The 14176-nt window shown below is 46.8% G+C and carries 14 protein-coding genes; 4 read left to right on the top strand and 10 right to left on the bottom strand.

Annotated features, from left to right (window positions below):
- Nucleotides 1-3 precede the first annotated feature (3 nt).
- Nucleotides 4-750, top strand: a complete 747-nt coding sequence (locus tag LFX17_RS10360; protein ID WP_238730182.1) for a diacylglycerol/polyprenol kinase family protein — start codon at nt 4-6, stop codon at nt 748-750.
- A gap of 185 nt (nt 751-935) precedes the next feature.
- Here LFX17_RS10360 and lcpA read toward each other — a convergent pair whose 3' ends face one another.
- From lcpA to eno, 7 genes are read right to left on the bottom strand one after another with little or no spacing between them, the layout of a single operon-like run.
- Entirely contained in the window at nt 936-1514 is a 579-nt protein-coding gene (gene lcpA / locus LFX17_RS10355) for a complement regulator-acquiring protein LcpA (protein ID WP_238730181.1), read from the bottom strand.
- Nucleotides 1489-2046 (bottom strand): DUF4416 family protein, encoded by a 558-nt coding sequence (locus LFX17_RS10350; RefSeq protein ID WP_238730180.1) that lies wholly within the window; start codon nt 2044-2046, stop codon nt 1489-1491. Before LFX17_RS10350 ends, lcpA begins: the two co-directional genes overlap by 26 nt.
- A gap of 11 nt (nt 2047-2057) precedes the next feature.
- Nucleotides 2058-3071: a YheT family hydrolase gene (locus LFX17_RS10345; protein ID WP_238746511.1), complete on the bottom strand. Its 1014-nt coding sequence runs from the start codon at nt 3069-3071 to the stop codon at nt 2058-2060.
- 22 nt (nt 3072-3093) lie between these two features.
- Complete coding sequence (locus LFX17_RS10340) at nt 3094-3450, bottom strand: hypothetical protein (protein ID WP_238730178.1); 357 nt, start codon at nt 3448-3450, stop codon at nt 3094-3096.
- Between the two features lie 11 nt (nt 3451-3461).
- Complete coding sequence (locus tag LFX17_RS10335) at nt 3462-4055, bottom strand: ATP-dependent Clp protease proteolytic subunit (RefSeq protein ID WP_238730177.1); 594 nt, start codon at nt 4053-4055, stop codon at nt 3462-3464.
- Between the two features lie 14 nt (nt 4056-4069).
- Nucleotides 4070-4528, bottom strand: coding sequence for a septum formation initiator family protein (locus LFX17_RS10330; protein WP_118955802.1), 459 nt, complete (start codon nt 4526-4528; stop codon nt 4070-4072).
- Nucleotides 4529-4541: 13 nt separating this feature from the next.
- A complete protein-coding gene (gene eno, locus LFX17_RS10325; protein WP_238746509.1) occupies nt 4542-5840 on the bottom strand; it encodes a phosphopyruvate hydratase in 1299 nt (432 codons plus the stop codon).
- Between the two features lie 463 nt (nt 5841-6303).
- On the opposite strand from eno, the gene LFX17_RS10320 reads away from it, so the two are divergent.
- The 3 genes from LFX17_RS10320 (at nt 6304) to LFX17_RS10310 (ending at nt 10590) form a co-directional block, all read left to right on the top strand.
- Nucleotides 6304-7002: a DUF6989 domain-containing protein gene (locus LFX17_RS10320; RefSeq protein ID WP_238746507.1), complete on the top strand. Its 699-nt coding sequence runs from the start codon at nt 6304-6306 to the stop codon at nt 7000-7002.
- A gap of 376 nt (nt 7003-7378) precedes the next feature.
- Nucleotides 7379-9184 carry a translation elongation factor 4 gene (gene lepA / locus LFX17_RS10315; RefSeq protein WP_238730175.1) on the top strand — a complete coding sequence of 602 codons (1806 nt, stop codon included), beginning with the start codon at nt 7379-7381 and terminating at the stop codon, nt 9182-9184.
- A gap of 413 nt (nt 9185-9597) precedes the next feature.
- On the top strand, nt 9598-10590 hold the full coding sequence (locus LFX17_RS10310; RefSeq protein WP_406600701.1) for a 1-aminocyclopropane-1-carboxylate deaminase: 993 nt from the start codon (nt 9598-9600) through the stop codon (nt 10588-10590).
- Between the two features lie 117 nt (nt 10591-10707).
- On the opposite strand, the gene LFX17_RS10305 is transcribed toward LFX17_RS10310, so the two are convergent.
- From LFX17_RS10305 to LFX17_RS10295, 3 genes are all read right to left on the bottom strand, one after another.
- Complete coding sequence (locus LFX17_RS10305) at nt 10708-11109, bottom strand: nuclear transport factor 2 family protein (protein ID WP_238730173.1); 402 nt, start codon at nt 11107-11109, stop codon at nt 10708-10710.
- A 405-nt stretch (nt 11110-11514) separates the two neighbouring features.
- On the bottom strand, nt 11515-12246 hold the full coding sequence (locus LFX17_RS10300) for a succinate dehydrogenase/fumarate reductase iron-sulfur subunit (protein ID WP_100736761.1): 732 nt from the start codon (nt 12244-12246) through the stop codon (nt 11515-11517).
- Nucleotides 12246-14159, bottom strand: a complete 1914-nt coding sequence (locus tag LFX17_RS10295) for a fumarate reductase/succinate dehydrogenase flavoprotein subunit (protein ID WP_238746503.1) — start codon at nt 14157-14159, stop codon at nt 12246-12248. Before LFX17_RS10295 ends, LFX17_RS10300 begins: the two co-directional genes overlap by 1 nt.
- Nucleotides 14160-14176 lie beyond the last annotated feature (17 nt).

Below are 14176 nucleotides of genomic sequence, written 5' to 3'. Positions count from 1 at the left end.
ATCGTGACAAATTCGATTCGATTCAATTACGCTCGTAAACTTTGGCATCTTCTCGGGTTGATCGTTCCTGTCTGTTATTATCTGGACGTATTTCAAGGTGCATTCGGACTTTTGAATGCCACTCGCGCCGTCGTTTCGGTCGTTCTGGTTCTTTGTCTCGGAATCATTCTGATTCTGGAATATCTTCGGTTTCGTTTTCCCGGTTTTCAGGAATTCTTTTTGTCCATTGCCGGAATCCTAATGAAGGAAGAGGAGAAAACGAGGCTGAACGGAACGCTTCCGTATTTTCTTTCCTGCACGTTCGTAGTCTTTTTGTTTCCCCCGGAGATTTCCATTCTTTCCATGTTGTTTCTCGTGATCGGTGATCCGACCGCGGCTTGGGTGGGAACGTTTTACGGAAAAAGAAGGTTTTCCAACGGTAAGTCCGTGGAAGGGATCGTGGCGTTTATCGTCGCTTGCGCGATCGTAGGATTCGTATTTATGTATCTTTCGGACACGTATGGAAAACAGAATTTTCTGAAAGCGGAAGGATTCGTATTTTATAATAATCTAATTTTCTTGGTTCCTGCGATTTTGATTTCGGCCGTAACCGAGCTTTATTGCGGAACGTATTGGAACGGGCTGATCGACGACAATCTTTTGATTCCGGCCGTTTCTTCGCTTGTTCTGGGTTTTACCGCGTGGCTTGTGTTGGGTGTGGAACCTTCGACGATCTTTTTAAACCCGGCCGAATTGTTTTTGAAAGTATAGAAAAGATCATCTTGTCGTAGGTCCGACGATTTTTCCGTGAAACTTTCAGCCCCACCCTGATTTAGGGTGGTGGGGTGAGGTGGCGGGAAGAAATTTCAGACGAATTTTCCTGTATCAGAAAAAGATACTTTCGTAAACTATAATCTTCGGGCGTAGTTTTGTGGGAACTCCCACAAAACGTTCGACTACTTCTCCGGAGGAAGCACCGTAAAACTCAGATTGATCTTCGTCTTTTCGCTGCCTTCAAACAGGGAAGAATTAAATCGAAATTCCACTTCGGCCGGAAAGATCGTGTTCGTATACGGGAACGAACCGAGACGATTTTCTTTTTTGAGTTTGTCCTTGATCATCGAACCTAAGTACTGGAACGAACCGACCCAATCTTCTCCCATCTCGAAACCTTCCATTCGTTCCACGGTTCCCGAAAGACTCATCGTCGCGTAATACGAATCCTTGATCGCTTTGGATTCGGAAGGAGTCAGCTTTCGATTGAAGCGAACGATAAACCCCGGGGTTTCCCTTGCGTGAAAATAGAGGTAGTTCGCGAACTTCTCCCAAGTATCGGGTTTTCTGTTGTTCGGAATTTCCACTTTGTAGTGATGATTCTTTTCGACCGGTTCGAGACATTCTCCCGTTCGATTGAAATGGTCGCAGAGAGTAATCGTCGTGATTTCGAGCGCGGAAGGGGCACAGGCTCCGATTGTTATCAGTGCGGAAACGAATGCAAAAAATAGAATATTAGTTTTTGTTGATGTTTTGGACATAGGATTCTCTTAGGCTTGTGAAAAAATAAACCGCTTCCGAAGTTTTGAAAAAGGAAGGCGCCGTTTCACGGGCGACCATCTTTTGTTTCTGGTAGTTGTAGATCGTTTCCGCATAAACTCCGTTGAACAGATAGATCCGATGAAAGTCGTCCTGGATGCTCGATAGAACTACGGAATGGTTGCAGAGATATCCGGGAAAGATCCGAACTCCGCTGTCTTTTTCCACCGCGGCGTTTTGGATCGCGAGACATTCCTTTTGAATCGAGGGAAGTTCCTCTCTGTGAATTCTTCGTTTAAACGAAAGAATCTTCGTGTTTCTTCCCGGAAACTGATTCCATAGGTCCGCGTCCGGATCTTGCCAGGTAGGCATCGGATTGCTTTCGTAAAGGGTCGCCGAAAATTTCTTTTCGGTTTTGGCTTTGATGGAATAAAACATCTCCGCGTCTTCGTAAGCGACCACGATAAAAAACGAAGCGCCGGGTGGACGCGTCAATTTTCCCTTTTGAGGCGGATTCTTTTTAGAGGAATTCATCGGGTTAAAAATCAGCTTCCAGGTTTCTCTTTCGAATCGAAATAATCCAGAATTATTTTATTCAACCATCTTCCGTCCGGGATTTCCGGAGTCGGGTCCGTTAGAAAGCCTACGTGCCCGCCTTTCGGGCTGAGAATGGTTTGAATATGCGGCAGTTTATCCCAAGGAATTTTTTCCCAATCGAACGGAGGAACCACCGGATCATCCTCGGAATGAATCACAATTCCGGGATGTCGAATCTCGGGTATGAACTGGTTGCTGGAACAATCGCGATAATATTCTTCCGCGCCTTTGTATCCGAAAAATGGAGCGGTAACTTGATCGTCGAACTCGTAAAAGGTCTTTGTCTGGAACGCGTTCTTTTCCAATTCCGGAGGAAGCTGAATGACCTTGTTCTTGATCTTTTTGCGGAATTCGGAAACGAATCGATCCCGATAGAATCTTCCTTCGAGCGAATCGATGAATTCGCAACCTTTGAAAAGATCAAGAGGAGGGTTGGTGGACGAAAACGCCTCGACTTTGTGGTTTCTTCGTTCGCCCAAATACTTGAGCACTAAACTTGCGGAAAGAGAAAAACCGGAAAGGAAAATTCGATGCGAAAGTTTTTCCCACACGAAATCGATCACATCCTGAACGTCCTTCGTCTGACCGATGTTATACGTTCCTTTGGAAAAACCCTGACCGCGTCCGCAGTTTCTGAGATTCATCCGAATACATCCGTATCCTTTCAGGAGTGCGGTTTGTGCAAGGCTTACCAAATACGAACTGTCCGAAGTTCCTTCCATCCCGTGAATCATCACGATATAAATTCCGTTCCAGGCCGGACCGGAGGAAGAATAATTTGCGATCGGAGGATTGTGTTCCAGCCAGAGCGCATCCCCCGATCCGTCGGATAGCTGGAGCAGAATATCCTCCACGTAAAATTCGGTTCTGAGCCGGTTTACCGGTGGAAAGAAAGTGCTGTAAACGGTTTGAAGGTGTTTGCCTTTGAGGAAACGTTTCGGTTTGAAAGGGCGGGAGTTCATAAAAGGAAGACTAACGTGAAGTTTAGAGTTCCTTAAAGAATTCGTCCCAGTCTTCCATTTGTTCTCTGTTGATATGTGCCGTTTTTTTTGCGAACTTATGAAGTCTGCGTAAAAAATCGATTCCCCGTTTTACGATCGCAGGATCGTCCGGGTGCATGTCGGAAAGATAAAAATTCACAAACTCGTCCAATTCGAAGGAGCCGATGTCCTTGATGAGAACTTCTTCCTTGGTCTCTTCTTCTCCTTCTAAAAATAAAAGGGAGGAGAATTCCAGGAAGAGGTTGCTCAGGTTTTGATCCTCTTCCGGATTTCTGCCCTTCGGTTGCGGAGAAACTAAAAATTCTTTTAAGAATTCCTCTAAGGAAATCGTCTTGGACAAGGGAAAACCGCTTAGTTGAATTCGATCTTGGTCGCGAGTTTATCCACGATTCCGTATTTGATCGCTTCTTCCGCGTCCATGTAGTAGTCGCGATCCGTATCTTCTTCCAATTTGGAAACGGGATGTCCGCAAGCGTCCGCGAGAATTTGATTCAACTTCGCTTTCGTCTTGAGAATTTCTTCCGCGTGGATTTTCAGATCGGTCGCGGGAGCGACGATTTGTCCGCCGATGCTCGGTTGGTGAATCATCACTTTTCCGTTCGGCCAAATGGAACGTTCTCCTTTTTTTCCCGCAGCGAGAAGAACCGATCCCATGGATGCGGCCATTCCCATACATACTGTGTGAACCGGAGAAGAAATCATCTTGATCGTATCGAATACGGTCATTCCGGAAGTTACGACACCGCCGGGGCTATTGATATAAAACGTGATCGGTTTACCCGGATCTTTCATTTCCAGGTAGAGAAGTTTTCCGACAAGGTCCTTGGACGATTCGTCGGTTACCGGACCCCAGAGAAAAATCTTTCTGTGGTCGAGGAAATTTTTGGAGATTTTACTTCCTGTGAGTTCTTCGAATACTTCCGTGATTTTTTCCGTTTCTGGCATTCCTGAACCTTTCCTTAGTAGTTGGTAAAGTCCAGTTTCTTCTTCCTCATTTTTATGAAAACTCCAATACAAGTAAAACTAGCGAAGATTGCGTAGAAAATCCGAATAAAATGGATGGGCGGAACCGGAAATTGTTTCCCGGGACGAAACGCGTTGAGCCGGGAAGCCAAGATCGGTTTGAGTTCGCTTGAGTTCGAGATTTCCCGAAATTTTACGATATGAGCGTTTTCGCTCAGAAGATAAAAACGGCGCGCTTCCCGTTCAAGAGCGGCTTGATCGTTTTTTAAAATCTTCTGCTTCTCTTCCAACTGTCTATTCTCATAGGCAAGCCTTTCCACGTCCAACTGCAAGGACGCGAGCGTTTCTTCGAGTTGGGATCGCACGACGATTCCGGATTCTCCCAGGACGATGAAGTAAAACAATCCCGCGAGAAAACAAGAGAACCAAAAGACTTTTGTCGAAAGAGAAGTCATAAATTTTACCCGTTTACAGGTTGTAAAAAGTGTCCCTGCCTTTATAAACCGCGGACTTTCCGAGTTCTTCTTCGATACGGAGAAGCTCGTTGTATTTCGCGATTCGATCCGTTCTGGAAAGCGAACCCGTTTTGATCTGACCCGCGTTCGTCGCAACCGCGATATGAGAGATCGTAACGTCTTCGGTTTCTCCGCTTCGATGGCTCACGACGTTCGTGTACTTCGCTTTTTTCGCCATTTCGATGGAAGCGAGAGTTTCCGAAAGGGAACCGATCTGATTTACTTTGATCAAAATCGAATTTCCGACTCCGGAAGCGATTCCTTGGGAGAGTTTCTCGATGTTCGTCACAAAAAGATCGTCTCCTACCAGCTGAACTTTCTTACCGATCTTATCGGAAAGAAGCTTCCAACCTTCCCAGTCGTTTTCATCCAACCCGTCTTCGATGGTGATGATCGGATACTTGGAAACCAAGTTCGCATAATAATCCACGAGTTCGGCGCTGGAGAATTCCTTATTATTTTCGGCACCGAGTACGTATTTCTTTTTGCTTTTGTCGTAAAACTCGGAAGAAGCCGCGTCGAGTCCCAATAAAACGTCTTTTTCGGGCTTGTATCCGGCTTTTTCGATCGCTTGGAGAATGACTTCGATCGCTTCCACGTTGCTGGTTAGGTCCGGCGCAAATCCGCCTTCGTCGCCGACCGCGGTGTTTAAATTCTTACTTTTAAGAACCGCTTTCAAAGAATGGAATACTTCCGCTCCCATGCGGAGTCCTTCCCGGAAACTTTTCGCTCCCACGGGAAGAATCATAAATTCCTGAAAGTCCACGTTGTTGTCCGCGTGCGCCCCGCCGTTGATGATGTTCATCATCGGAACCGGAAGTTCACGGGCAAAGTTCCCGCCGATATAACGGTAGAGTGGAAGTTTGGAATGGGCCGCCGCGGCTCTGGCAACCGCGAGGGAAGTTCCGAGAATGGCATTGGCTCCGAGTTTTCCCTTGTTCTTCGTTCCGTCCGCGTCGAGCATGAGTTGGTCGATTCGATTTTGATCGAGTCCGTCTTCCCCCTTAAGTACTTCCTGAATTTTTATATTTACGTGTTCGACCGCTTTGAGAACGCCTTTTCCCAGATAACGGTGTTTGTCCCCGTCTCTGAGTTCCACAGCTTCGTATTCGCCGGTTGATGCGCCGGAAGGAACCGCGGCTCTACCAAAAGAACCGTCTGCAAGAGTTACATCCACCTCAACGGTAGGATTTCCACGGGAATCGATAATTTCCCGAGCGCGAATTTTCTGAATTTGAGAGTTATGAGACATTTTATTTCCTGAGATTCTATCTATGGTTTCCGTCTTAGAATCGCGGTTCGCGATTTCGATCGGAGTCAGGGTTATTAAACGGTCCGTATCTAAGAAATCAAGCGGGAAACGAAAAAATGGATTGCTCGCGATTTGTTGCTCGGTTTCCATTTTCTTTTCTTCGTGGATTTTTGAGTGATGTTTGTTGTGTTCGCTCTTCTTTACTTTCGCGAAGAATTAAAATAAATCTCAATCTTGCTCCCTACGGGTCGCAAGATAGGGATTGCAAGATAAGGATCGCTCTCTTTTTCGACGTTGTTGGAAGCAACTTACAAAACTCAATCTTGCTCCCTACGGGTCGCAAGATAGGTCGCAAGATGGGGATTGCAAGATAAGGATCGGTCTCTTTTCCAACGTTGTTGGAAGCAACTCACGACGCTCCGCTGTTCGTTGGCTATCTCACTCTCTAAGGATCGCTCGATATATGAAACTTTCCGAAAAACACGCTCTTGTATTTCATATTCTATTTTTTGCACTTAGTATTCCCATCTTGTTCTTTCCCGGAAGCGTTTCGAGCGGTTGGAGAATGTTCGCGCTTGTTTTGGGCTACAACGTGGGAATCCTTTTGTTCGCGAGAATCTGGGCGCACGAACGTTGGACCGATCTTTGGTTATTTCTTTTTCCTCTGAGTTGTCTTCAGATTTTTCCGGATTGGTTTTTATCCCAGGTTCTCGGAGTCGTCGAATTTCCCGCGGATGGGTTTGCGAAAATCGGAACGGTTTCCGGCTATATGGCGGGGCTTTGGGTGATTCCGTTGTTCGTATCTACATTCGTTTCCGTTCGATTTCGCAAACGTTTTCCCGATGCACCGGCACTTCAAAGTTATCTGTTAGGCGGTTTGATCGCTTTCGTTGTCTTTTTAGTTTCGGAAGAAGTTTCGTATTTGATTCCGGTTTGGTTTGCGAAGAACGTTTGGATGGTCGATCACGTGGCGGTTTACGTTTTGGCGCCGGAATTCATTCTTGCGGTCTTCGCTTGTTATGCATATCACGTTTGCGCGTATTCTTCCTTACCCGAAAAAATCCTTTGGGCGTTTTTGACGATGTTCGTCTATCTAGGGGCTTTGGGATTTTTCTTTCTTTTATTCGAAGGGAGCACGAAGCTCGTTCCGGCCGGCGGTTGAGGAAGAACGGCGCGGGACTCCCAACAAGGGATTTTTTCGGATGGATCCGTGGGAACTCCTGCGGCTCGTAAAAATGCAGCGCACTTGTGGGATCTCCAACCCGTTCCGATGTTAGGGCGTATGAGTTCCCACAAAACTTCGGTTTCGCTATAGGACGGTACTTTGGTTTTCGTGGTAGTTCCCACAAAATCGCTTTTATCACGGTGGATTTGTAAGAGTTCCAACATTTCTCCTTCCGTGGTAGTTCCCACAGATTTTCCCGATCACGGTAAATTCTTCTTAAAAAAGAATAAAAACCGATTCTCCCTCTAAAAACCGCGTAAGTATTTTGCTTTTCAGGGGAACCCTCCGTCGAAAATCATCGGATTGTACCCTCATGACTGATAAACAGAAATTCATCCGTAACTTTTCCATCATCGCGCATATCGACCACGGTAAGTCCACTTTGGCGGACAGACTTTTGGAGATCGGTCAAGTTACGAACGATCGAACCAAAAAAGATCAGATTTTGGATTCGATGGATATCGAGCGGGAGAGAGGGATCACGATCAAGGCCAACAACGCTACCTTTGATTATCTCGCCGACGACGGCAATACATACATCATGAATCTTCTGGATACTCCGGGGCACGTGGATTTCACATACGAAGTTTCACGTTCTCTCAAAGCCTGCGAGGGAGTTCTTCTGATTGTAGACGCGAGTCAAGGCGTGGAAGCCCAGACTTTGGCGAACCTTTATCTTGCCATGGAGCAGGATCTGGAAATTCTTCCGGTGATGAACAAGATCGATCTTCCTGCGGCGGACGTTGAAAAAACCAAGGTTCAAATCGAAGAGAGTTTGGGGCTCGACTCGGAAAAGGCCGTCGCGATTTCCGCAAAGACCGGTCTGAATGTGAAGGCGGTTTTAGAAGCGATCACAAAAGAAATTCCGGCTCCGAAAGGAGATCCAAACGGACCTCTCAAAGCTCTCGTTTATGATTCTTACTTTGATCCTTATATGGGAGTCGTGATTAAGATCCGCGTGTTTGACGGTTCGATCAAAAAGGGCGACCGGATTTTGATGATGAGCACGGGCAAAGACTTCACGGTAAACGAGGTCGGAATCAACAGAATCACCTTAACTCCGAAAGAAAGTTTGGGCGCGGGGGAAGTTGGATATATCATCGCCGGAATCAAAAAAGTTTCCGATGCAAAGACGGGTGATACCGTTACGTTATTTTCCAATCCGACGAAAGAATCCATTCCCGGTTATAAGGAAGCGAAGCCGATGGTATTCGCGGGATTGTTTCCGATCAACGGAGAACAATTCGACGAACTCGTGGACGCGATCGAAAAACTCAAGTTAAACGATGCGGCTCTCGTGTTTGAAAAAGAAAGTTCCGTCGCGCTCGGATTCGGCTTTCGCGTCGGCTACCTCGGACTTTTACACATGGAGATCGTGCAAGAACGATTGGAACGGGAATTCAATCTCGATCTCATCACGACCGCCCCTTCGGTAAAATACATCATTCGAAGCAAAAACGGAGAAGTGGAGGAGATCGATAACCCTTCCCGCTTTCCCGACCCGATCACGATCGAATCCACGGAAGAACCGTATGTGAAAGCGACCGTCATCACCCCGAACGAATACGTAGGGAACATCATGGCTCTCGCGATGGATAAACGGGGGATTCAGTTGGATACGGTGTATCTGACACAGGATAAGGTTCAGCTTACGTACGAACTTCCTCTTGCCGAACTTATTTTCGAATTTTATGATAAGCTAAAGTCTTTTACGCGCGGCTACGCATCTCTCGACTACGAACCCTCCGGTTATAAGACATCGCAACTCGTGAAGATGGACATCCTCGTGAACGGAGAACCCGTCGACGCCCTTTCTATGATCGTTCACAGAACGAAGGCGGAGCAAAGAGGAAGAGAAATCATCGAAAAACTGAAGGATCTGATTCCGAGACATCAGTTTATGATTCCGATCCAAGCGGCCGTGGGAGGAAAGATTCTTGCCCGAGAAAGCATTTCCGCGCTCCGTAAAAACGTAACAGCGAAGTGTTACGGTGGGGACATCACTCGTAAAAAGAAACTCTTAGAGAAACAGAAAGAAGGGAAGAAGCGGATGAAGCAGATCGGGAACGTGGAAATCCCGCAAGAAGCCTTTTTGGCGGTTTTGAAAACGGGGAACTGAGCGGATCCTTATTTATGTTCGAATTTGATATAAACTTTAATAGCCAAGATAAGATCTTACACTACGTTCCTGTTTATGACGAAAATTGTAAGTTGTCGAGCCGGTCTTCTGCAAGGATTTGATTGTCGGGACATTCGGTCTTCGAGATAACTTTTGTTTGATTTCGAAAGTTTTGTGGGAACTCATACGGAAATTCCTAGGAAGGGCTGATCGCCGCTCCTTTTTCTGTGTGGGAACTCCCACGGTTCTTAAAACGAAGGCCTTGCCTTCCGATTTTTCCGTCGAACCCGGTCACGGAGTAGCAGTTCCCACAATTTTTAGAAATGAACGGTCCAAAGCAGCCGCTGCAAAACGAATTCGTTGATCATCTTCTTTTGCAAGTTTCCTTGCCGATTCGGATTCAAAAAATTCCGATGGATGCGAATCCGTCCGCAACCTTATCCGTCCTTCGCGACGATCGCCTTGCATTCGGCATAGGAACAAAAGCCAGAAAGTTTCTTGGAATTCACGCGACTCTCCGGACCCAAAATATTCGATCGGTTTTGTTACAAGGGGAACTTCACGGCAACGCGTTGGCTGGGTTTGCGTTTCTATTCCGTAGCTTCGGTTACCGGGTTCGATCGATTGCCTATACGCGCGATCCAAAACGGGCGAGCGCCAATTCGATTTTGACAAAACGTCATTCTCATTCTTTGGAACTGTTTTCTTCGCGCACCGAATGGATGCAAAGAATTTTGCGGCTTTCAGAGGAAATGTCCGTCGTCACACTCGATTCCTACCGTTTTACAAATCACACATCCGTCAAAGATGGAATTCCTACGATCAATCCGGTTTCGGCGCAAGAATTTCCCGATCCCGATTTTTCGGGATCCATCCTCATCCCTGAATACGGATTGTGCCGCGCCGCTTTGGAAGGGATCGATTCCCTTTGGGAAAAAATTCAGATTTCTGAGTACGATCGAATTGTGATCGACGTCGGTTCCGGTTCGACGTATTTATCGGCGCTTCGGTTTTTTCAAAATCGAATTCCGGTCCACGGAATCGCCATCGGACTTCCTAAATCGAAGTTATTGTATTGGCTCGAGGAGAAAAAGAGGCTTCTCGGGTTGGAATGGTTACGAATTGACGACGAACGAATCTTGGAACCGGACGGAAGTTTGGGTTTTGGGGCAAAAAATATGCAGATTTTAGAATATTCTAAATCCTTTTACCAACGGACGGGTGTTCCCGTAGAACCGATTTATTCCGCGCGAACTCTGTCCGCTACCGAAACGAGAATCCGTTCGGGCGAGTGGAGCGGACGAACGCTTTATATTCACCAGGGCGGTCTTTTGAATTTTTTAGATCCGTTTGCCGAAACGTTTCGATTCGGATTTTCGCAATCGCAAAAATTTTCCGATCAGTAAGTTTATACGGCTTTTTTTCTTCGGACGAAATGATTTTCGTTTTTTATTTTGTGTTAGTGTTTTTCGTCCGTCGTCCGCCGATTTGAAACTTCCGAATCCGTCCTCGTTCTTTCCCTTTTAAACAAACGGCTCGAAACAATCGTAATTCTTCTGACGATAGATCTTATTCTCCTTAAATTCGAAAATCATACAGAAATATGCCTTTAGATTCTGATCCGTTTTGAATGGACCAAGGTCGGTCTTAACCGTTGCTTCCCATTCCGCTTCGACGACAACCGTATCTCCGTTTTCGAGATAACTCTGCATCCGAAAGACTTGCCGTTTTAACAGATTTTTTCCCGCGGGCATTCTTCGAAATATGTCCTCCCAGTTGCTGACTGTGACGGTCTTTGTGAGTGCGTTCGGATATTCGATTTGTTGAATTTCCGGATGGAGTATCGTTTTGAATTCTTCTTTTTCGACTACGAATTCGGATAACAGTTTTAAATACGTTTCTACGATTTGATTGTATTTGTTCATCTTGGACCTCAACCTCGAGAATATTCAAAATTCAGCAACTTCTTCTTAGGTCTTGAATCCGCAATTCTATAATTTGATGGCATGGGATAGAAAATTGCGATTCGAAAACGGAATCAGGATTTTGTTTTGATTTTGGATCGGTTTTTTTAAAAGAATGAACCGCGATTCTCGTCTTGAAATTAGGATTCGTTTTGTTTTCGAAAAATCCTATTTCCGTTCGGAATCGATCGATACCTGCAAATCTTCTTTGCGTCTTTCCGGTTCGGACATAAAAAAGCCGCCCTGAGGGACGGCTTTTAAAAACGGTTTTGTTCAAAGAAACAAAATGCTAACCCTGACGATCGGGTTCAAGCGGGACGGCGTTCTCTTATTGTAAAGAAGAAGGCCGCCGGCAGGTTGAACTTTTTAAGAAAGAATATAATCCCGATTCATCGTCCGGATAAAATCTCTCTTAATCGATTTCGGGCAAACCGCTTCGCACTCGTATTGGTTCGTGCAGTTTCCGAAACCTTCCGCATCCATCGCGTTGATCATTTTTTTCACGCGCTCTTTTTGTTCCACTTTTCCTTGCGGTAACAAGCCGAGGTGAGTGATCTTCGCGGAAACGAACAACATGGCGCTCGCGTTTTTGCAGGAAGCGACGCAGGCTCCGCAACCGATACAAGTCGCGGCGTCCATCGCAACGTCCGCATCCACTTTAGGAATCGGTAATGCGTTTGCGTCGGGAGCCCCGCCGGTGTTGATGCTGATAAATCCGCCGGATTGGATGATTCGATCAAACGCGCTTCTATCCACGACGAGATCCTTGATGACGGGGAAAGCCTTGGCTCTCCACGGTTCCACGTAAACGGTGTCACCGTCTTTGAAGGAACGCATGTGCAACTGGCAGGAAGTCACACCTTGGTGCGGTCCGTGCGCTTGTCCGTTGATCATCAGGTTGCAGGAACCGCAGATTCCCTCGCGACAATCGTGTTCGAAAGCGATCGGATCGTCTCCCTTTGTGATGAGTTCTTCGTTGACCACGTCGAGCATTTCCAAAAAGGACATGTTCGGGGAAATATCTTTTGCGTCGTAGTCTACGATCTTTCCCTTTTCTTCTCCGCTCTTTTGTCTCCAGACTTTGAGTTTCAGATCCATTATTTATAACTCCTTGTAGCGAGGTGAACGTTTTCGAACTCCAGTTTTTCCCTGTGTTCGGTTGGTTTTTTACCGACTCCGTTGAATTCCCAAGCGGTAGCGTGACAGAACTTATCGTCGTTTCGTTTCGCTTCTCCTTCTTCTTGGTATTCTTCGCGGAAGTGACCTCCGCAGGATTCTTCCCTTGTGAGTGCGTCGAGGCAGAGCAGTTCTCCGAATTCCAAGAAGTCAGCGACTCTTCCCGCTTTTTCAAGAGATTGGTTGAGTTCCGCGCCGCTTCCGGGAACGTTTACGTTCTGCCAGAATTCTTCACGGATCTTAGGAATTTCGGCTAACGCTTCTCTCAAACCTTTGTCGTTACGCGCCATTCCGCACTTGTCCCACATCAGTTTACCGAGTTGTCTATGGAAAGAATCCACGGTTCTTTTTCCGTTGATGGAAAGAAGTTTTTTCGTAGTTTCTTCCGCATCGGAAAGAGCCTTCTTCGCTTCCGGATGATCTTCGCTCGGACGAGAGTTGAAGCCCGCTCCTGCGAGATAGTTTCCGATCGTATAAGGAAGAATGAAGTATCCGTCCGCAAGTCCCTGCATCAAAGCCGATGCTCCGAGACGGTTCGCTCCGTGATCGGAGAAGTTCGCTTCGCCGATTACGAAAAGACCGGGGAGGTTGCTCATCAGGTTGTAATCCACCCAGAGTCCGCCCATCGTATAGTGAACCGCAGGATAAATTCTCATCGGTTGTTTGTACGGGTTTTCACCGGTAATTTGTTCGTACATCTGGAAGAGGTTTTCGTAACGGTCGCGGATCTTCGGTTCTCCGAGACGACGAATCGCGTCCGCAAAATCGAGATATACACCTTGACCGGATTCTCCCACGCCCAGTCCCGCGTCGCAGGCTTCTTTAGCCGCACGGGAAGCGATGTCTCGAGGAGAAAGGTTTCCGTAACTCGGATACTTTCTTTCTAAGTAATAATCTCTTTCCGATTCGGGGATGTCAGCAGGATTGCGCGTATCTCCTTTCTTTTTCGGAACCCAGATCCTTCCGTCGTTTCGCAGGGACTCGGACATCAGAGTGAGTTTGGATTGATGATCTCCGGAAACGGGAATACAAGTCGGGTGAATTTGCGTATAACAAGGGTTAGCAAAGAACGCGCCTTTTTTGTGAGCTTTCCAAGTCGCGGTTACGTTACAGCCTTTCGCGTTTGTGGAAAGGAAGAATACGTTTCCGTATCCGCCGGTTCCGAGCACGACCGCGTCCGCCATGTGAGTGGAAAGTTTTCCGGTTACGAGATCGCGAACTACGATTCCCTTTGCGTGACCGTCGACTACGATCAACTCGACCATCTCGGTTCTTGGATACATCTTTACTGCGCCGAGTCCGATCTGACGGGAAAGCGCGGAGTAGGCTCCTAACAAAAGCTGTTGTCCGGTTTGGCCTTTTGCGTAGAAGGTTCTGGAAACTTGCGCCCCGCCGAAAGAACGGTTGGAAAGATGTCCGCCGTATTCTCTCGCAAAGGGAACTCCTTGTGCGACACACTGATCGACGATGTTCACGGAAACTTCCGCCAAACGGTGAACATTCGCTTCTCTGGCGCGGAAGTCCCCGCCTTTTACGGTATCGTAGAAAAGACGATGAACGGAGTCCCCGTCATTCTGATAGTTCTTTGCCGCGTTAATCCCGCCTTGAGCCGCGATACTGTGCGCTCTACGAGGGCTGTCTTGAAAGCAGAAGGTTTTTACGTTATAACCGAGTTCTGCGAGTGTCGCGGAAGCGGAAGCTCCTGCGAGACCGGAACCGACTACGATGATGTTGAATTTTCTTTTGTTGGCCGGGTTTACCAGCTTGATGTCGGCCTTATGATTGGACCATTTTTTCTCAATCGGGCCGTTTGGAATTTTAGAATCTAAACTCATGAATGGTTCTCCAAAGA

This window comes from Leptospira sanjuanensis, from assembly GCF_022267375.1.
Taxonomy (GTDB): domain Bacteria; phylum Spirochaetota; class Leptospiria; order Leptospirales; family Leptospiraceae; genus Leptospira; species Leptospira sanjuanensis.
Note: the sequence above shows the minus strand (reverse complement) of the source record. Positions and strands in the feature narration are given on the sequence as shown.